The 20380-nt window shown below is 56.0% G+C and carries 15 protein-coding genes; 14 read left to right on the plus strand and 1 reads right to left on the minus strand.

The window, feature by feature from the left end:
* Positions 1 to 271: 271 nt before the first annotated feature.
* The 10 genes from AC4HNJ_RS17745 to AC4HNJ_RS17790 all read left to right on the plus strand — a co-directional run bounded on the left by AC4HNJ_RS17745 (position 272) and on the right by AC4HNJ_RS17790 (position 15444).
* Entirely contained in the window at positions 272 to 2965 is a 2694-nt protein-coding gene (locus tag AC4HNJ_RS17745) for an autotransporter family protein (protein WP_490480932.1), read from the plus strand.
* A gap of 877 nt (positions 2966 to 3842) precedes the next feature.
* Positions 3843 to 4421: a fimbrial protein gene (locus tag AC4HNJ_RS17750; RefSeq protein ID WP_490480933.1), complete on the plus strand. Its 579-nt coding sequence runs from the start codon at positions 3843 to 3845 to the stop codon at positions 4419 to 4421.
* A gap of 69 nt (positions 4422 to 4490) precedes the next feature.
* Entirely contained in the window at positions 4491 to 5240 is a 750-nt protein-coding gene (locus tag AC4HNJ_RS17755) for a fimbria/pilus periplasmic chaperone (RefSeq protein ID WP_490480934.1), read from the plus strand.
* A gap of 120 nt (positions 5241 to 5360) precedes the next feature.
* Entirely contained in the window at positions 5361 to 8159 is a 2799-nt protein-coding gene (locus AC4HNJ_RS17760) for a fimbria/pilus outer membrane usher protein (RefSeq protein WP_490480935.1), read from the plus strand.
* Positions 8160 to 8177: 18 nt separating this feature from the next.
* Entirely contained in the window at positions 8178 to 9272 is a 1095-nt protein-coding gene (locus tag AC4HNJ_RS17765; protein WP_490480936.1) for a fimbrial protein, read from the plus strand.
* Between the two features lie 15 nt (positions 9273 to 9287).
* Entirely contained in the window at positions 9288 to 9854 is a 567-nt protein-coding gene (locus AC4HNJ_RS17770; RefSeq protein ID WP_490480937.1) for a fimbrial protein, read from the plus strand.
* Positions 9855 to 10036: 182 nt separating this feature from the next.
* Entirely contained in the window at positions 10037 to 10171 is a 135-nt protein-coding gene (locus tag AC4HNJ_RS17775; protein ID WP_490480938.1) for a hypothetical protein, read from the plus strand.
* 415 nt (positions 10172 to 10586) lie between these two features.
* Positions 10587 to 12275 carry a hypothetical protein gene (locus AC4HNJ_RS17780; protein WP_490480939.1) on the plus strand — a complete coding sequence of 563 codons (1689 nt, stop codon included), beginning with the start codon at positions 10587 to 10589 and terminating at the stop codon, positions 12273 to 12275.
* A gap of 173 nt (positions 12276 to 12448) precedes the next feature.
* A complete protein-coding gene (locus AC4HNJ_RS17785) occupies positions 12449 to 14206 on the plus strand; it encodes a hypothetical protein (RefSeq protein ID WP_490480940.1) in 1758 nt (585 codons plus the stop codon).
* A 110-nt stretch (positions 14207 to 14316) separates the two neighbouring features.
* Positions 14317 to 15444, plus strand: coding sequence for a glycosyltransferase family protein (locus AC4HNJ_RS17790; RefSeq protein ID WP_490480941.1), 1128 nt, complete (start codon positions 14317 to 14319; stop codon positions 15442 to 15444).
* A gap of 248 nt (positions 15445 to 15692) precedes the next feature.
* Here the strand turns inward: AC4HNJ_RS17790 and AC4HNJ_RS17795 are convergent, their stop codons facing one another.
* A complete protein-coding gene (locus tag AC4HNJ_RS17795; protein ID WP_490480942.1) occupies positions 15693 to 16490 on the minus strand; it encodes a hypothetical protein in 798 nt (265 codons plus the stop codon).
* A 224-nt stretch (positions 16491 to 16714) separates the two neighbouring features.
* Here AC4HNJ_RS17795 and AC4HNJ_RS17800 point away from each other — a divergent pair, with 224 nt between their 5' ends.
* From AC4HNJ_RS17800 to AC4HNJ_RS17815, 4 genes are all read left to right on the plus strand, one after another.
* Complete coding sequence (locus AC4HNJ_RS17800) at positions 16715 to 17473, plus strand: hypothetical protein (RefSeq protein WP_490480943.1); 759 nt, start codon at positions 16715 to 16717, stop codon at positions 17471 to 17473.
* A gap of 78 nt (positions 17474 to 17551) precedes the next feature.
* Positions 17552 to 18967 carry a hypothetical protein gene (locus AC4HNJ_RS17805; protein ID WP_490480944.1) on the plus strand — a complete coding sequence of 472 codons (1416 nt, stop codon included), beginning with the start codon at positions 17552 to 17554 and terminating at the stop codon, positions 18965 to 18967.
* A 36-nt stretch (positions 18968 to 19003) separates the two neighbouring features.
* The gene (locus AC4HNJ_RS17810; protein ID WP_490480945.1) at positions 19004 to 19624 is read left to right on the plus strand and encodes a class I SAM-dependent methyltransferase; all 621 of its coding nucleotides are present in this window, start codon (positions 19004 to 19006) and stop codon (positions 19622 to 19624) included.
* 204 nt (positions 19625 to 19828) lie between these two features.
* The coding region (locus AC4HNJ_RS17815; protein WP_490480946.1) for a hypothetical protein at positions 19829 to 20380 on the plus strand (552 nt) is incomplete at its 3' end.

Consider the following 20380-nt stretch of genomic DNA (forward strand, 5'->3'; position numbering starts at 1 on the left):
TTGCAGGCCTTTATCTTGGATGATCACTTTGGTCGTGGCGCAGACTTTCGCAACCTTGCTTCCATCTTCTGCTGTGGCGCAGACCTGGACGGGGGCGACAAGTGACGATTGGATGAATAGTCGTAACTGGAATAATTTTTCTGTACCGTCAGGCTTTAACGTAAGTATTCTCACGACGACGCCAAATCCCACGGTTATTGGTGTTACGGGTCCTGTGAGTGCCGTAAGCGCCCGTCTCTTTCTTGGAAACGGCGATCGTTCGCAGGGAAGCTTGACTATTCAGAATGGCAGCACGCTTACCAGTAGCGATTACGTCAGGTTGGCTGACACGTATGCCACGTCGCGTGGCGACGCTACCGTCACCGGCGCGGGATCGACATGGATTATGAATGCCAATGGCTTCAGCAGTACTGGTCTTATTGTCGGTACTCAGGGAACAGGCACGCTCACCGTTACGGATGGCGGAACCGTCGTGGTGCATGGCGATACCATCATAGGCACCAACAATAGCGCGTTGAACCTATTGAATGGCGGCACCATGACAAGCGAGGCATCCGCCCACGTTGGTGAGAATGGGATGGCCAGTGCGCTTGTCTCTGGAAGCGGTTCCGAATGGAGTATCGCTGGTCTGCTTACGATGGGTTTTTCCGCCGGCGGCGACGGGACACTGACGATCCAAAATGGAGCGACGGTGGATGCGCAGGGAGGAATATCCGTGGCAGGCGCCTCTGGTGCGACGGGGCAGCTCACTCTTAGCGACAGCACGCTGGAGACATTGTCGTTAACTCGCGGTGACGGTTCAGCACAAGTGGATTTCGATCATGGCACCCTGCGCGCAATAGCCGGCAATTCTGCCTTCGTCACAGGGTTCTCCGGCACACAACTTAATATTGAATCCGGCGGGCTTACCCTGGATACCCAGAACTTCGACGTCACGGCTACGTCGCCTTTCAGCGGCAGCGGTGCTCTCGCCAAGATCGGCGATGGCACGCTCACGCTAGCTGGTGCCAGTACCTTTTCAGGCGGATTGAACATCGAGTCCGGCACCGTGGCAGCGGGAGGACAGAGCGCTTTCGGAACAGGCACACTCAACATCGTTGCAGGTGCGACAGCGGATCTGAGCAACTTCGATATTACGGTGGGTGGATTGTCGGGTGCTGGCGCGGTTTCGCTGGGGTCCGGCATCTTGACGGTCGATCAATCCGGCGAAACGACTTACAGCGGTACCATCTCGGGTAGCGGCGGCTTGATCAAGGACGGCGGCGGCGCATTGCAATTAGACGGCGCGCAAACCTATACCGGCGCAACCGATGTGTCCCAGGGCACGTTGATCGTCGACGGCAACATTAAATCCAACACCACGATCAGCCCTGGCGCCGTGCTTTCCGGTTTTGGCGTCATTCAAGGCAACGTCACCAATGAAGGAACGCTCTCGCCCGGTCATGCCGTCGAAGGCGACACGAGTTATGGCAACTTGACCATTCGCGGCAATTACGTAGGGCAGGGAGGCATACTGGCGCTCAACACGTTTTTTGGAACGGATAATTCATATAGCAGCTTGCTTACGGTAGATGGCGGTGCGGTCAGCGGCCACACTAGCGTAATGGTCCATGCCACCTCCGCCGGACAGTTCCAGCCAACCTCCGGCAACGGCATATTGGTGGTGTCGGCAATCAATGGAGCGGTTACCACTCCCGATGCGTTCAGTCTGGCATCGGAAGTTCGCGAAGGCGCCATAGACTATCGGCTATTCCGCGGGTCGAAAGACGGTACAAATACGGATAGCTGGTATTTGCGCGACGAGTTCCAAGTTTCCACGCCCACTCCAACGCCTGCACCAACTCCCACGCCTACACCCGCACCAACTCCCACGCCTGCACCCACTCCAACGCCGCAGTTCATTCCAGGTACGGGCAATCTGCCCGACGCGCCGCCGCCGAGCGTGTTGCCGCCGGGCCAATACCCCATCCTTGGCCCGGAGGTCGCGACATATAGCGTGGTACAACCGATTGCACAGCAAATGAGCATGCTGTCGCTGGGTACGATGCAAGAACGTTGGGGCGACAGTGGGCCAATGGCATCCGGCCCCGTGGAGACCGATCACGGTCCTTCAGCCTGGGCACGCTTATATGCCACCAATGTGAATAATCGCTATGAGGATTATGCGGAACCTGGTGCGAACGGCAATCTGTCCGGGCTTCAGGTGGGTGCGGATATCTGGCAGGGTGAGTGGTCCCCTGGCTATAGCGAGCGATGGGGCGGTTACATGTCCTATACCAATGCCGACATTAATGTGCGCGGCTTGGTGACTAATAACAGCGCGACGGCTTATACCATGACTTCCACGGGCTCGCTGGTGTTACACCAGACATCAGTGGGAGCGTATTGGACGCATTACGGCCCCGGCGACTGGTACGTGGATGCTGCCATGCAGGCAAGTGTTTACAACGGCACGGCCAGCACGGTGGATGCAAGATTACCCGTCAAAGGCGAAGGTTTCCTCGAGTCCCTCCAATTTGGTTATCCGTTCTCGCTTCCTCAATTGGGTAGCAATTTCGCGCTGGAACCCCAGCTTCAAGGGATTTGGCAGCAAGTGCGTTTCAGCGATATGAACGACGGTTTGGGCGACGTGGCGTTGGGCAGTAGTCACGCTGGAAGCGGCCGTGTCGGATTGCGTGGCCGCTGGAACCTGCAGACGCAGGATGGGGAGCACTGGGAGCCGTATGTGGTTGCGAACGTGTGGCGCGATTGGGGTGGACGCGCAGAGACAGTATATGGCGGCGTACAAGGTGTTCCGCTATTAGCACAGGCCAGCCGGGTAGAGTTGGGCGCCGGCATCACTGGGCAACTGAAAAAGCATTTTGCAGTATATGGTGGGTTGAGTTATCAACGGGCGATAGGCAATACAGCCTATACAAGGCGCAACGCTGCGAGTGGCCAGGTTGGCGTGCGTTATACATGGTGACGAAGCTGTACTGAGCTTTGCGCAACAGGCTGTGCGTCGTTTCTGTTTGCAAACCGCGAAGAGCCTTCCTCAAAAACTCTGGCCGGCTTGACATGGGCTGGTCGGCCCTGGATACCGCTGGCTGAGTCGATCTCAACGCACATCGTCAATCGCCTGTGTCAAGTCTCAGGTTCTACCGTTCGCATAAGCCATTCAGCCGAATAGCGACAGTCCAGCATGTTTAGCGGCTAGTGCTCGGCCCGACACACTTGCGACCGCTACACGATCATCAGGGCGACTTTTTCGCCTGGGGCGATCTGACGTGCTGTAAGCGGATATCAAGCATCATCGTGTGGTTCAGCCTGTTGAGCGCTCACGTATAGCGGCTGCTCTGCTGGCCTGGCTTGCATAGGGGTACGACGCGCTTTTGCAGGCTGATGTGTGGCTGCCCCGCATATTCCTTAACGAGAGTCCGGGTCAGCCATTCCTGTGGCGCGTGTTCGTCTTCCCGGAAAATCACACTATTTTCACCTATGTGAGAGCGGCAGCCATGATTGCTGCTTTGGTTCTCTGCTCTTCATCAAGGTTTGAGCTACAACTTTCCATTTGAGACAAATCCAATTGGACCGCTGCGGCAAGCCTCCCATACTTTCCGGCGTGCAAGGCAAGGGGCTTTGCCGGTGCCCCCTGCGTAAGCGCACCTCGGCATCCCTTCCGCTGCACATCTCGCACACTCGTGGGCATGGCCGTTATGACATGGCTATCCGTGCCACGGCGGCTTTCATCAATCACGTTGAGATCCGTGTGCCGGCTTCAAAAGCAGGTTTGGTGCTTTCCGAGGCGGAGTGTGTCTCAGTCTTTCTTGCCAATTCTTTATTCAGCAAACAAGGAAATGAAGATGAAACGTTCAATTCTTGCTGGTGCCGTGCTTTCCCTGGTGGTGGGTGCCATGGCTTCGGCTTCGGTGATGGCAGCAAACACGGATCCCGGCGGCACCATTACCATCGACGGTCAGGTGCGTACGGAAACGTGCACCGTCAATGTCAATGGTGACGGTACTGGCGATGCAACGATTCAGATGCCGGATGCGTTTGTGACGGATTTCACGGTTACCCAAGGCACCCCTCTGCCCACGAAGCAGGGCGATGTGTCGATTAAGTTGAGCGCTTGCCTGGCTAGTGCGACGTCGGTCGCCGCACACTTCGATCGCCAAAGCGCCAACATTAAGACTGGCACCAACTTCCTGAAGAACACTGCCAATGGTGGGCTTGCCAATCTGGGCTACGCACTGCTGGACGGACAGAACGGCGATGCGCTCATTGATCTCGGCAACGCCGCCTACAACGAAACGGCCGAGACCATTACCGGTAATGCCGCTACGCTCGACTACAAGGTGGCCTATGTCGAGTCCGGCGCTGGCAACGTTGGTCCCAGTGAGGTGGATTCCTCCATCACGTACGACCTGTACTACCAGTAATCCGTCGACGCCACGGTGTTCCATGGCTGATGCCATGGAACACCTCATCAAGGAGCGCAGGAGAAGAGCATGAATACGCGTTTAGTCCGTTCGATCGCTTTATCACTAGCCTTGACTGTAGCGGCCGTGACCAGTTTCTCGGCCAGTGCCAATGTCGTCATTGCGGGAACCCGTATTATTTATCCGAGCGGTAAGCCCGATGTGTCCGTGCAATTGACCAATCGCGGCGCCGAACCGGCGCTGGTGCAAGCCTGGCTCGACAATGGCAATCCCGATGCGAGCCCCGACACCATCAAGGTGCCTTTCACGCTATCCCGCTCAGTGGCGCGCATTGAGGCTGGCAAAGGTTACGTGCTGCGTCTTGCGTTCACAGGTACTCAGCCACTGCCTTCCGACCGTGAAAGCGTGTTTTATTTCAATTTGCTCGACATTCCACCCAAGCCCAAAAATCATACGGACAAGAACTACCTGCAGTTTGCTTTCCGCACGCGGATCAAGGTGTTCTACCGGCCCACGGGCCTGCAGGGCTCGGTGCAGGATGCCATGAAGGGCCTGCATTGGTCGGTGGTTCCTACCGACAAGGGCGAGGCGCTTGAAGTAAGTAACCCCTCGCAGTACTACGTATCCTTCGCCAAGGTGACCTTGCATGCGAATGGCAAGGATTATCCATGCGGCGGTGGCATGGTGGCGCCGCGTGACCATTATCGCTTCCAGATAAAAGACGCCAGTCATTTTCCGGCGGGTCCGATAGAAGTGGACGCCAACGCCATCAATGATTACGGCGGTACGGTGGCCCTCAAGCAATACGTCACGCCATAACGCCACACCGGTTTTTCAATTTCCCTGATCGGCAAGCGCCTTAGCCGCGCTTGCCACCTCAAGCACGACTACGCAGCTGGCTCTTGGCTGGCACAGGGATCTTTTGCCTGAGATCTGACCATGAGCACAATTCAACAACCTCGCCAGATGCATAGTGCGCGCAAAACAAGCCCAGCACACGCATCGACGTTGCGCCTCAAGGCGGTGTCTGTGGCCCTCATGCTGGCCTTGGGCACTCATCGTGCCATGGCGGCAGCTGCGGGTGGCGCACCCGCGGATGTGCAATTCGACCCATCCTTCCTGGCCGGCAGCGCAGGCTCTCATCTGGATATCACGCGCTTCGATCATGGTGACGTGGTCTTTCCGGGCGTTCATCACGTCACCATTTCTGTGGAGCAAGGCTGGCAGGGCGATGCGGACGTGACGTTTCGCGTGCCCCTGAAGGGCGGCTCTGCGATACCTTGCTACACCAAGGATTTGTTGACGCACATGGGCGTGGACTGGTCTTCGCTCGCGCAGGTGAAAACCGCTGCCGGCTTGCCCATCAACACGGCAGAGCGTCTTGCCGCCGGCATGGTGTGCGATGACATCGGCTCTTTGGTGCCCGGCGCAACGGTCACGTACGACTCTTCGCAGCAGCAGCTCAATGTCACGATTCCGCAGGCTTACGTACGGCATCAGGATCTCAACTGGGCCGATCCCTCGCAATGGAGCAATGGCATCACGGCCGGCATGGCCTCCTACAACTTCGATTCCTTCACCTCGCGCAGCCGCGGCGTGGATAGCACCAATGCATTCCTGGGGTTGAACACAGGTCTCAACATAGGTGGCTGGCGGCTTCGCCAGCAAGGGAGCGTGCAATGGAGTACAGGGCGACATGTCACGTATCACAGTGCCAACGCCTATCTCCAGCATGATGTCACGCCGCTGCGTGCGCAGTTGACGCTGGGCGATACCTATACGCCGGGCGACATGTTTGACAGCGTGCAGTTTCGCGGCGTGTCCCTGGCGTCCGACGATCGCATGTTGCCGGATTCGCAGATGGGTTTCGCACCTGTCATTCGCGGCACGGCTGCGAGCAATGCCTTGGTCACGGTGCGCCAGAACGGCCAGATCATTTACCAGAAGAATGTCCCGCCGGGCCCGTTCGTGATCAGTGACCTGGCGGCCACCGGTTCTTCCGGAAATTTGACCGTTACCGTGACAGAAGCCGACGGCACCACCCGAACACGCTTAGTACCGTTTGCCGTGACGCCCGAATCGCTGCGTCCAGGCATCACACGCTATCGCATCGGTGCAGGCCAGGTAATCGGCATGCCATTCCGGCATGCGCCCAAGATTCTTCAAGCCACCTGGCAGCATGGTTTCAGCAACATGCTGACCGGCTATGCCGGGGTGACGGCTGCAACGGGCTACGAAGCTGCGCTGGTAGGTACCGCCTTGAACACGCGCGCCGGTGCAATCACCTTCGACATCACCCATGCCCATACCAGTCTGTCTGGACTAAGCATGCAGGGCAGCAGTTTCCGCCTCGGCTACAGCAAGACCTTCGAGCCGTCCAACACCTATGTTTCGTTGGCGGCCTACCGGTATTCCACTGGCGGATACCTGGGGCTAAACGATGCCATGATGATGCGTAGCGCATGGCAGCAAGGCAATTATGCCGGTATCGCCCGGCAACGCAGCAGTCTCAACCTTGATATCAATCAGCCGCTAGGTGGCAATTGGGGTTCGATCTACCTCTCCGGTTCGGACACCCAATACTGGAATATAAGCAAAGACATCACTTACAGCCTGGGTTACAGCAATTCGTACAAATCGATTTCATATTCGATTTCAGCCCAGCGCACTTACGATATTCCTGGCGCCGGCAATGCATTTGCGAATGCCTTCTCGCCATCCGGTTGGCCATCGCAGACATGGCAAGGGCGGGGCCGCGCCGATACCCAGTTCATGGTGCAGATCTCCGTGCCGCTTGGCAGCAACCGGCATCCGATGTCGCTCAGCACGCAATTCACCAATGACAGCCAATACGGAAAAACATTGCAGGCTGCGCTGTATGGCAGTCTTGGCAGTAATAACCAATTCAATTATGGCGTATCGGCGTCGCCATCGCTGTCGCAAGGCGCCAACAACTACAGTCTCAATGCTTCGTATCAGGGCAGTGATGGCAGCATTGGCGCTACCTGGGGGCAGAGCGGCGGCTCCAGCACGCTCGGCTTGCATGCGACGGGTGGCCTGGTGATTCATTCCGGCGGCGTCACCTTTACCCAGCAATTGACGGGTGATGGCGTCGCCCTTATCCATGCGCCGCATGCGAAGGGTGCATCCGTCAATGAAATGGGCGGTACCGTCAAGGTGGATAGCCATGGCTATGCGGTGGTGCCCTATGTGCGGCCCTATCGCATCGATTCCTTCACGTTGGATCCGTCCGGCCTGCCTTTCGGCGTGGAATTGAAAGACACCAAGGAATATGCCGTGCCGCGTGCTGGCGCCGTGGTGCTGTTGAACTACCGTACGGACAGTGGCCGTCCTGTATTGATGGACGTGACCCGCGATAACGGCAAGCCTCTGCCGTTTGCGGCAAACGTGCTCGATGCCCAGGGCCAAAGTGTGGCGGCGGTGGGACAGGATAGCCAGATTGTCGCCAACGATCTCCCCGATCATGGTCAGTTGACTGTGGTCTGGGGCAGCAACGATAACCAGCGCTGCAGCATTGATTACACGCTACCCAAGGCAAACGGCAAACCGGGTTATGTACGCATGCATGCAACATGTATCGGTGGCGGCATGATGGCCGAAAAGGACGCGCCACCCCAAGTGCCGAAGCAGGCTTCAGTGGTTCCGCAAGCGCAGTCGCGGGACAAAAATGCAAATGAAAGCCGCGTTTCGGCGCGCGCTTATCAAGCCCCCAATTGATCAACGAGAGGTGATGGCATGAAAACGTGGATGAAACTCCTGTGCGTGCTGTTCCTGATGGGATGCGGCGTGCATACGGCGAAGGCGGCGGCAACATGCGCAGCCAACTTAAACATTCCCTTGAAGGTAACCGTATTCACACGGGCTACCGCGGTGGTCGCCAATCCCAGTGTGGGGGCGCCCATACCTCTGGGGCCGTGGCAGCAGAGTGCGACAGTGAATATTGGCCAGTGCCCAGTGGGCCCTATCTACACACAAATGCAGCTTGCATCAGCTGTGGCGGCAACCCTTTCTGCTGCAGAGGCGGGTTGCAATGGCCGTACCGCGAGTCTCGAATATGTACAGCAGTATGGCGGCGGCGGTGGGAACAGCCCTGTAGCGGTTGCCCTGGCGCTGACCCTGAGCGCCAACAATAATCCGCCGACCGCCGCCACTACGCAAACCTGCCTCAATACCACGGCCTGGAAGCCCACCCTGAGTGGCATCTCTCCAGTAAAACTTTATGCCCAGCTCTGGGTGCGTCCCTACCTTGTCGCCCCGGTCGCCCCTGGCACCAGTGCAAACCTGGTTGATGGCGACAATTATTATTTTCTGGGTGGCCAAGGCATCCGGTTCGGCCAGACCAACTTGGCGGCGGACGCGGCCTTCAGACATATTTCGATACAGTTCGACTCACCACTGGCCTTCGTTACGCCGACCTGCGGTTTCGTGCCGGACGTGTTCCAAAGCCTCGGCAACCATGCGCCCTCGGATTTCGCTACCGCGGGTACCGCATCGGCCTACTACGATGTCAACCTGGTCGCGGACAGAAGCTGCAACGTCAGCAATATGCGGCTCACCTTCCAGGGCAACAGCTACCCGGGTGATCCAAGCCTGTTCGCAACGTATGAAAAAGACAACGTCACCTCCACCGGCCTGGGCGTGGAATTGGACTGGAACGGCACGACCCCCGCGCCCATCCAGATCAAACCCAACGACTCCCTCGATATGCCGGTGAAAAGCGGAGCGGGCGCCCTATATCCCTTCAAGGCCAGGCTGGTGCACCCCGACAACAGCCCGCTGCAAAGCGGAGCCGGGCATGCCGATATCACCGTCGAAAATTTCTATTACTGATCGGAGCCACGCGCCATGAAACGCACGCTTTTTCGCCGCGCCATGCGCGGGTGCATTGGGCTGGGAGTCCTGCTGCTAGGCATGCCAGGCCTCCATGCACAGCAGCTTTCTCCCAATGAAGGCACGCCGGTGCACATGCACCTGTTCTTCAGCCTTACCGAGGCCACTTGCCAGATTACAATCGATCCCAAGCCAGTGTCCCTGGATGCGCTGTCGTCCAGCATTGCGAACCTGCCCATGGGAGCTGTCGACTGGGACAAGGCGAAACCGGTAACCCTGGAGCTGGATGGCTGCGGCAACAGCATCAGTTCAGCTACTTTTTCCTTCAAGGCCAACCCGGCGCCCGGCGACCTGAACTACTTTCAGCAGACAGGCACCGCCCAGGGCATCGCTATCGCGCTGAGCAGCAGTCAGGATGACAGCGGGCTCATTCACGCCAATGGTGATCAGAAGAGCCTCAAGACTGTGGCGGTAAACGGCGGAAAGGCAGGGCTGCCTTTATGGGTGGCCGTGGCACACGTGGGCAGTGTCCAGGCGGGCGGCATCGTGGGAGCTATCGAATTCAGCATGACGTATGAGTAGCTCGCTCAGGACGTCCGTGAGAAGCAGCGGGCCACTGCGCGGATGGAAAGCGGATCATGGCGCCCCGCATCAACAATATGGCGCTATAGGGTAGAGATGCCGTGCGAGCGACGCATGGATTTTCCCATCATCGTCCAGCACCCTTGCGCCGTTATTGACCGTTTTTGCGTAGTAGCCCGCGCATGTCCCTGCACGGAAAGACCGGCGCGCATGCCGTGAAAGCCAGGGAAGAGCCCTGGAGCCAATCGAAGAAAGCCGGACCGGGCACGGTCACCAGCGCGAGCGCGATTGGCGAGTTTGACTATTTTCGCTTCTAACATCCATCGCGGACATCAGTCGCCACTTCATCCCGATGCGCTAGAGCAACAGCGCCAGCGCCAGCCTCATGCCCGGTGCCTTATCGTTGCCGGAATAAACATGAAATCTTGAGCGCGGCGATCAAACCGGACGACTTGTCGTGGGGAGAGATGTATTCGCCATGCATGTCATGCGTTTTGCGTATCACAAGCGCAAGCTTGCCGGTTTCACTAGCTACCGTGGTGTGTGTATGGGCAGGCCACGCTACGATCATTGAGGCCGGCTCATGCGCCTGATCGATGAGAGCATTAATCCCGGATTTCAGCCTATAACCGCAATGAACCAAGGACTAACATGCCTTACGGGAGCCACTGATTGGTCTTCAGTGAGGTCTCCCTTTTATCCGAATTATTCATTAGGGATGGGAGATCAGAAATGCCTAACAATGCGCTTGTAACCATACAGGTCTATCCGGAGGTTGCTGGATTTCCTCTGCTTCAGGAATTTAGCCTTACCGGTGGCGGGATGGTGCAACTACCCGCGGCAACCAGTGATACCGATGACAATGTTCCCATCTACGTGCAAGTTACACTCACTAACGCAGATACGGATCCGCTGAACACCTATAGCGTTGAATATTCCATTACGCCCGTGTCGGGAACGCCAACCGTAGCGCTGGTCCAGAACAGAGGCGGGTCACCCGTCTCCGGGCATGACACAATCAGCGATTCGGACATTGTCGCTTATTATTCCGACTGCATTATTGTGGGCGAAACGACCGGGACCCAATCTTTCAAGATCACCGCACAGTTGAAGAAAAATAATGTGAACGTAGGCGCGCCTTTGAGCACCACGGCAGCGTACGGCTCGAAGATCTACAGCACGTCCATGAGTCCTTCCAGCGAGATACTGAAGAACGCCTGGGATGGCACCTCTAATCCTCCGCCCGCCAATCAATCGGTCAAGTATTTCTATGAAGTGACGCAGGCATCCGATTACGGCCAGAAAATTCAGTGCCAGACCTATCTGCGTGTAATTAATCCCATCAACGAAGCAGATCAAAATCCACCTACCTTGCCGATTGTCTATGCCGATACCACTGTCGCCCAGTTGACGCGGGTACCCGCGGCGCTTTTCTCCCAGGCGAATGACGTTAACTTCCTTGGGCAGGACGGTACCCAACTCACGACGCAAGAAATGGGCGTGGTTTATACGGCGGAAACGAATGCTGCCTCGGGTCAAGTGACCTACACGATATCGCCGGGACAAATGAAAGTGAGTATATGGATGACAGCCGAAGGTGGTGTGTTCTCGGTAAATTTTGCATCCAATGATCGCAGCGGTGCTGATTTTCTGTTCTTCAAACCCTTGGGCGTTGGATCAGGAGGAACGCTGGGAACTCTTAACGTCAGCAGCAGTAATATCGTTTTAAATACGTATCCCGATAGTTATGTTTACGTCCAAAAACCAGATATTCTTGAAGGCGACCAGTCCAATGCTGGGGTTATTATCGTTCAGACAGCCGATGGCGCTATGAGCCTTGGGGCTGGTCCGAATGTCATGTCGACGTATCTGAATAGCGTCCCTGTGCCATTAACAGCATTGTTAGGAAGTGAGAACTATATTCGCCTCGTAGAGCGGGCCAATACCTTGGGCACCGCCTTTAAATACAGTTACGCGTGGCCCCTCACTACAGAAGGTACTTTTGTACCAAGGCCGTTGCCGAATGTCATTCGTACCTATGACGCGCCGACGATTCCCGTTTCCGGTACCATCGATTGGTATTCGGTAAGGAACGGCCTGGATGTCACGGTCACGTTCGACCCTCAAATTTTTAAAGCGGGCGATACGGTATTATTGAATATCTATCTGGATGGTTATGTTCCTGGAACGGACCAACCCAAGGGAAATGTGTTCCCGATGGATTACGTCATTCAATCGGGTGACTTGCAGTATGTCTTCCATATCGGTCAGCATCTCCTGATCAATTATGCATTTTCCACTCGTGGTGATCCGGGATACTTCTTCGCGGATTATCAACTTAAATCAAACCTCAACGTTTACTCGAAGGTGCTTGGGGCAAATGGAAGTCTCCTCCTTAATACCATTCCGGGCGATGGTTAATGCGTGAGAATGCCGAGCAAGCCGCCTAACTGGCGAGCTGGAAGCGGCCTGGCATTTGCCAGGCCGCTGGAGCTTTTTGACTCCTGTCAAAAAGCCTGAACCCAGGCAAAGATCTCCCGTGGGTGGAGGCATGCCTGGCAACGTTATGGCTCTTGGAACTTGAGGGACAGCTTATGCCGGGCGCGATTTCCGATATCAGTGTTTATCATTTCGTGGGACAGCAGCTTTCCATTGTCCCTTTTGCGGGAAGGCTGCTGCCTGCCGGAGAGCGGGGTTACTTCATTATTGAAGCTACGGTAGTAGGCGTCGACGACACGCGAGACTGGGCGGTGCAATTCTCTATCGATGCAACCCCATCGTCCCCGGACATAGCGTTATCGGTGTCGCGACCTGAAAACCCGGCGCCGTTATATACCGGTTTTGTGAATGGCAATCTAAAAAGGACGGCATGGGTTGAATGCAGCATCGATGGTGAAACAGACCCTGCGTCTTCGCAGACCTTCCGGATTAAAGCGGAACTGTATCAGGGCACGATACTTGTCGACACCAAGGAGATTCCGGATAGTGCACCGTACTACACATCGCGGGACATCGACGATGGGGAGTATTTTTCCTTGCGTCGATTGGTAAATGTATGGGATGGATCCAAGCCCGCGCCTGACAATCAGGTAGCCGATTTCAATTTTCAGCTCCGCGCACGCAATTATCCGGACGAAGTAGTGAGCTTCCCCGCCTCGGTTCGCGTGCTTTATCCGAGTGCCGCCCAGGTGTTCAATGGTGTGCCATTTGGTGCTGCATCAAAGCCATTGGAGCCTGTAACCACTTACGTACTTGTCGAAGACCAGCCCGTCGGCGCCGATGGCACCGAGGTAGAGGATGGCTCGAAGGCGTACGAAGTTTATCCAGACGAAGATGGAAGGTGCGCGTTTGCTTTTATTTCAAGCGCAATCAACGCACAGAACTGGATCAACGCATCGTTTTCGGTGTCCGGTTTTCCACCACGTCAGCGCTATTTTTATATTTTGAACATGCCTGAGCCGGGTACGGGCGGGTCGCTCGGCAGTCTGGTGGTTCCGGATGCACCCAATGGCGTGCTTGATCTCAACAGTTACAAGAATAGTGCGCTGGGTCTCTATCTTCGCACAGTGCCAACAAATCTCCTGTTCCAGCCGGCTTGCATCATTACTCAGCATAAGGGGGCGCAGGGCATAAATTATACGTTGGCCAAGGACTCATCCATGTCCATTCTGCAAAGAAACGAGACCATCAATATTGATACGACGCTTGCTACAGGTCCGAACGCAGACAACTATATCTGGGTATTCACATCGAATTCTAATGGGATAGCGATTACCCATTCCAACGCGTTTGGTCTTCTTGTCGAAGGTGAGTTCGGCCCGTATCCTGATCCGGATAAATACCGTTACTTCCTGCCACCTATTATCGACACGGACAAAATCGATTGGAATGCAGTGAAAGACGGGTTGGACGTAACCGTTCTTATCGCCAATAATCCTCATGAAGGCGTTAGCCTGAAACCAGGTCAGATCATTGTATTGAATCTTTATCTCAATGCTTTTGTGCCTGGTACGGCGACCACGTTTGGGCATAGGGTGACATCCGATCCTTATACGATCGGACTTGCCAGCGAAAAACTGCACGTTTTTCATTTCGACGTAAGCAACTTCCACGGCTATGACGAATCCAGGGACGGCACGATGGGCACGTTCATGGCCGATTACTATGTTACCGGCGGAGGGATCGCCATTGACAAACCGGTCTACTCATTCATTCTTGGTGAGGATGGATCCATTCCCCTGGATACGGTTCCGCCGCTTCCTGTGGGTGGCAGTCCACCGCAGCAGGTGACGGCGTCACTAGGCAGAAAAAAAACATCCATGCGTAACACCAGGTCGCCCAGAAAACGCTAGACGTGGCTGCGACAGCTCGGAAGATGAAGATGCGGGCGGCATGCCAATGGGCCTGAGCATCACAGTGAGGATACGCAGGCGCTGCGGCATTGCGGATAAGAGAAAGGAGCATGCGTAACGTGGAAAAGCCTTGCGTGCCAGATGGCCACCCGGCGGGCACAACCAGGGAATATCTCTGGGTTGCACCGGCAGGGCGCGACGCTTGCGGGTATTACCGCATGGCCGTGCCTTCCGGTGTTTTTTTCCAAAAGGGAAAGGGCCTTTGGATGAATAGCCAGATTCCCGGCAACCCGGATTGGGTCAGGAAACGCGAGGCGCAAACGGGTGAGCGCTGCCTGGCCATCGTAACGCAGCGTCAATATGAGCCGCATCAGGTTCAGTGGATGAAAGCATACCGGGACGCCGGATTTTACATAGTGATGGATATCGATGACTTGCTCTGGCATGGGCCGGAGCAGTCGTGCTTCCGCATGTCGGGCGAACAACGCAAGGCTCTGCGTATTAACCTCGCATTGGCCGGCCACGTTGTGACGACTAATCCTTATTTGGCCGAACAGATCAAGGTATTCGCACCCGATGTCAAGGACGTGCGGATACTTCGCAACAGGGTGAGTGAAGTCGATTTTTGCGAGCCAAGATCACGCCAGCCGGGAGAGCGGCTACGTGTCGCCTATATGGGGGGCATGAATCACCAGGGCGATGTCAGGCAGATCCTTCGCGCTATCAAGGAAACCGCCAGGGAAATCGAGTGGTTTTTCTTTGGAACGACAGAGCGCTTGGTCGACAAGACAGGTAAGTCCATTCGCGAACGCACACGCGTGCCGCCGGCATTGCGCGGTTTGGGTGGAAGAGTCAATGTGCTGCCCCCCCAGAAAGTGGATCAGTTCTTGTCTTTCTGCAAGGCGCAACATTTTCATCTTGCGCTGGCGCCGCTGGAAGATCACCCATTCAATCGCGCAAAGTCCGATCTGAAACTGCTCGAAGCGGGCGCCATGGGCGTTCCTTGTGTCGCTTCGGCAGTGCATCCCTACAGAGAGAGTCCTAATCCATTGGTAAAGCCTTGCGCCGACGCATGGAAAAGCTGGGTTGACGAGATCAGGGCGTACGCCAGTGACGAGCCGCGGCGCCTGGCGGATGCCCATGCCATGCGCGCGTACGCCTGGGCAAGGCGGTTTGAGGCGGAAGATACGGCGGAAGAGGTGTTTTCGGCCTGGATGCCGCAAGGCGCGTGCGTATAAGCCAGCAGGCAGGTGTTTATTGCTGTTTGCGTGTTTTCCTCAATCATGTCGCGTTTGAATGCCACTACGAACTCGCATCAGGCAGGACTGCCCTCCATCGCAGTGTGAAGTTTCCACCCCATCTGGGAAGCCTGTGTGCAGGAGTTACATACGCCGGTTGAGTGAGTGACGCTATCTGGCAGTGCAACCCACTCTGTTCGGATGCTTGTCGGATACCCATGCGGCAGAGACACGCCACGTCATGCATGTTATGGGGCGGCTTGTACCAGAGCGGGTTCGCGATAGATCTGCATATCATGCCCGCGTTTCTCGACCGGGCCGATGGCAGGCGGCCAGTGGCGGCCGATCACGTCGTGACGTACCCAGGTGGGATAACCCAGCCGGGTGGCATCCGCGTGATAGCAAGGGTCGTCGGTAAGCCCGGCATCTTTGTCCCAACGCCACCGCAACACGCGGAACAGATCGCGGCGCACCAATAAGAAGCCTGCCGTGTTCATATGTTCCTGCAGGTCGATGTCGCCGGAAAACAACGGACGGCTGGTAGTCTGGCGACGCATGCCATCCACTTCGATCGCCCACGCGTCATCGCCATCGGTGTCGATTCGCGCGCAACGTACGCGTGGTCCTTTGAGGCAATAGGTCGGCACATGCCCGCCTACGATGGGCCAATCTACCTCGAGGAGGCGCTGGAGGGTAATCGCCGGCACGGTAATGTCCGAATCCAGGAAAAGAATATGCGAGGCCCCCACGTCGTGCGCATATTGCGTGATTAGATTGCGGCCAGTGCAGATGCGCGCCAGGCGATTGTTCGAGTCTAGACAAAGAGCATGATCATCCAGGCTGAATGTCCAGGTGGCGCTCGGCAGCGCCTTGAGCTCGCGGAGCACGGACGCGTGGACATCGGGGCCGCGCGCATCGATTTCCAATGCGGCGAAGAACGTTACATCCGAAAGCGCCGCCATGGCGCGGGCATTAACCAACCAGGATGAGACTTGCAGCGCATGGTCGTACTTGTAAGGAGGAATGGTTGTTCCGATGACGATCATGTGGGAGTCCTTGCCTGTTGTGGATTCGCGCTAAAAAGCGTCTCTAATCTATGGGAAAACAAGCATCTTGGTATGTCATCAAAGTGGGATGATTGATCCCGGTTTTGATGGTTTATCCCTTTCTATCCATGATTTAGTCTGAATAAACCAGGCTCCGATCGAGCGACTGGCGTAGTTTGTTTTTGAAGGGTGAGGCAGCCATCAAATCAACTGAGAGAATCCCCATGAGCCTAAAAGACTTCTCGTCGCTGAATGTAATTATTACGGATGCTGCCCCTTTTTATTCTGGCGATTACCCTTTGAATCCTTATAACGTTGCCGTGGTAAGAGGCCCTGCCGGCATGAAGGGTACGGCATCCGTCACGGCCGGACCGGTGATCGTTGATGCCAATGGTTATCCGGCGACTGATCTGCCTATCATTCTCGACGATAGTGGTTACGCGAAATTCTCGCTGAGATACGGAGCAGACAGCTTGGCCAACCGCAACCGCAACCGCAGCATGCTGCCGTCGTCGTTGGTCACCATTTATCCTGATGTCAGTTCGGCGAGCCTGCAGCCGGTGGCTCGTCCTACGTTCTTCAGAAACTGGATGCAGGACCAGCTTGACACCGCACCCAATGTCCGCGCGTATGGCTATACCACCGGTGCGCCGAGCCAGAACGACGATGCCCGCATGGTTGCGCCGTGTTCGGTATACATAAGGGTCTATAACCGGGTAGATACATTCAAATTCACGAAAATCCACGCCAACGTTGCGAGCCGTACTCCGGGCGACCTTGTGACGACATATATCAATACGCCCGGCGTGCAGGATGCGGATATTCCTTTGAGCCGTAACGAATGGGCGTCTTTCAATCTCTTTGACAAGAGCGGCAACGATGTCAATGCGGTAGTCACCGTGACCCTTCCCGAATCCTCGGACGGGGATTATATGTTCATTGGCATCCGCTTCTATGCGGCGGCTTCCTGGCCGAAATCGTAACTTGCCGGCACACATTATGTCGCATTGGCGGGACGTCTCGCATCATTGGCTGTAAGAACGTGAACAGGACATTCACCCATGGGAACCTTCGACACCGGCCTGCTTCTTGCTCCTGACTTTCCCCAGGCCGATAACCCAGGCCGCCTTATTGATGCCGGGCAAGTTCCAATTATTTATGCGGTCATCAAGCCTTGGATGAATCCGCACAGGGGAGACCAGATCGTTGTTTCCTTCAATGGAAATATCCATTTCCCTTACATCGTGGATGACCCGAGTCTCGATAGTTTTCGGGTTCCGTGCTACTCCTTCATGATACCCGATGGGCAATACGCCCCATCCTATACGGTCACGGAGTCCATCGGGCAAAGTACCGTATCTGCGCCGGCCGATCCGTTTACGCTCATAAACTCCGCGGTGGTCAGTTATCCGCCGCTGCAATTTATAGATGCTGTGATAAAGGACGACACGTCCACGTTGATGTACGGAGCCATCGCGGCCCATGGCGGCGCGCGGGCCTTCGTGACCTATTACGACATTCGGTCCGGAGATCAGGTGGACATTTATTGGGCGGGATCGGACGCAAGCGGGGTTGAGGCTCCACAAGCCTCCCAGACCATCCATTACACGGTGGGGGATAGCGATATTCATGCGGGAGGGATATTGGTCACCTTCGATGCCGACAAAGTCATCGGACTTGGCAATAGCGGCAAAGGAAAGGGATGGTATTTCGTTCGCAAGGACAATGAGCCTATACCGCCGAATCCGACCGCAGTCAGATTGTCATGGGTGGATGTCAACCAATTGCAGATAACGTCTACGCGGTTCGCTCCCCTTCGTTCTGGCGATTACCAGTTCAACCCCTATAACCAGGTGAACCTTTTTGGCCGTCCGGGCGTCCCTGTTACGGCGTCGGTCGATCCAGTGGCCGTGATTCTTGAAGCCGAAACGAGCGATGATCCAACCACCTATCCCTTTCAGTTGGACGAGCAGGGGAGAGGCACGTTCAAGGTGGCCTATATCGGTACGGACAACCATACAGGTGGATCTGTCCTGGTATCGGCGTTCACCCAATCCACGGAAATGGTGAATCAAAACCCGGATCTTGCGGTGTGGACGACAGCTGTTTTCAGTAACTATCTTGTCGGGCCGGGCGACATCAAAGCATACCGTTATACGACGAATGCCATTGCGGATGGGAAGACGGCCTGCATGATTTGCCTTGTCGTCGATGTGAACACCGCGGCGCCTTACCTGCAGGTAAGCATCAGGGAAACCGATAGTCATGCTTCCATCATTGGCGGCATCCATACCGGCAAGACAAATCAGATTTACTGGAACAAGCAGGATGGCACGGCCACGTTCAGGGTCATTAATGATGTTGCTGAAGTTGTCACCTTGAATATCGATCTGCCAGGTGCGATGCAGCCAAGCTCTATCAACGATCCATACGTAACGCTGAGTTTCATCAGCTTTCCCGATTTTCATATCAGTTAGATCACGCGCCGAAGGCGGGTTTCAGCAATGCCAGACATGTCCCTGTTGAAAATGCCTACGATGCCTCTTGAATCCGAATTCACGGCGCCTCACCGTGCCTGTCCGCATCCGGAGTACTGGCACGCGCCGGACAATGATTCCAGTGAAGTCGAGGTTTCCGAGCTGGTCGGTGCCTTGGTGCGCGCCATCCAGCCTGAGCTGGTGATCGAAACGGGAACCGCTTATGGGTATACCGCGAGGGAGATTGCTCGGGCACTCACCCGGAACGGCCATGGCCGGCTCATATCCCTGGATGTGGATGCTGACCGCATTGCATACGCCGAACAGTTGCTTGAGGCAGCTGTTACCGAGCACAGCGTGGAGCGAGCCCGTTTCGAGATGCGGCGCCAGTCGTCATTGGATTACATGCCATCCGAGCCCATCCACTTTGCCTGGTTTGACTCACTGTATGAACTTCGCGCCCAGGAATTCAAACGATATCGGGCAAGCGACCAGCTACGTGCGGGAACGATCGTCGGCTTTCATGATTGGACATCAGGATTGCGCGGCCATTACATGGATGTTCGCAAAGAAGTGGAAGGGTTGGCTTATGAGGGATGGCTGCGGCCCATTTTTATTCCGACGCCGAGGGGCGTCGTGCTGGCGGAAGTGCTGTGAACAGACGTGCCTGGAAATGGACGACTTGAAAGGATGCCTTGTGCTCCGCAGACGGGATGTGTGATCCCGAATTTGAATATACGGCCGCGAGCGTTTGGTGATTAGGCTAAGCATGGATAGACGGCAAGCCATCGCCTATCCGGTCCGAAAGGTTTTTCTTCGATAGCGTTGGTGCGCAAGAAGCGTAGAAGGGAGTAAGGCATCGTGACGTCCCCCAATAAACCGGGTCATCCTGTTTCCAAGGCCACACCGCTGGTCAGGCTCACGACCCAAAAGGATAACGCTCCTGCGGATCCCTCTTACGTTACGAACACCACTTACCAGAACGAAGTGGAAATGGTCGTCGTCGACCAGAACAGTGAGTACCCGCCGGGTTCACAGGTTACGTTCAAGTTGATGACCAAGTCAGGTTTGGATCCCTTCGATTCGAGCAGTGATGCCTATCTGAGCATGACAGCCAAGTTTGTCGATGATAAAGGCAACCTTGTCGGAAACACGTATCACAGCACGACCCAACTCATGGGTGACCGTGATGCCTCTTTTGTCGATAGCGTGGCGGAACACGTATGGCTCTACGGACAGGCGGACGCCTATAAGGTTTTCAACAGCCGGGAATTCACCTTCACGTCGCCAACGCCAACGCCAACGCCAACGCCAACGCCAACGCCAACGCCAACGCCGACGCCAACGCCAACGCCAACGCCAACGCCAACGCCAACGCCAACGCCAACGCCAACGCCAACGCCAACGCCAACG

Source organism: Dyella sp. SYSU CM1112, from assembly GCF_058216415.1.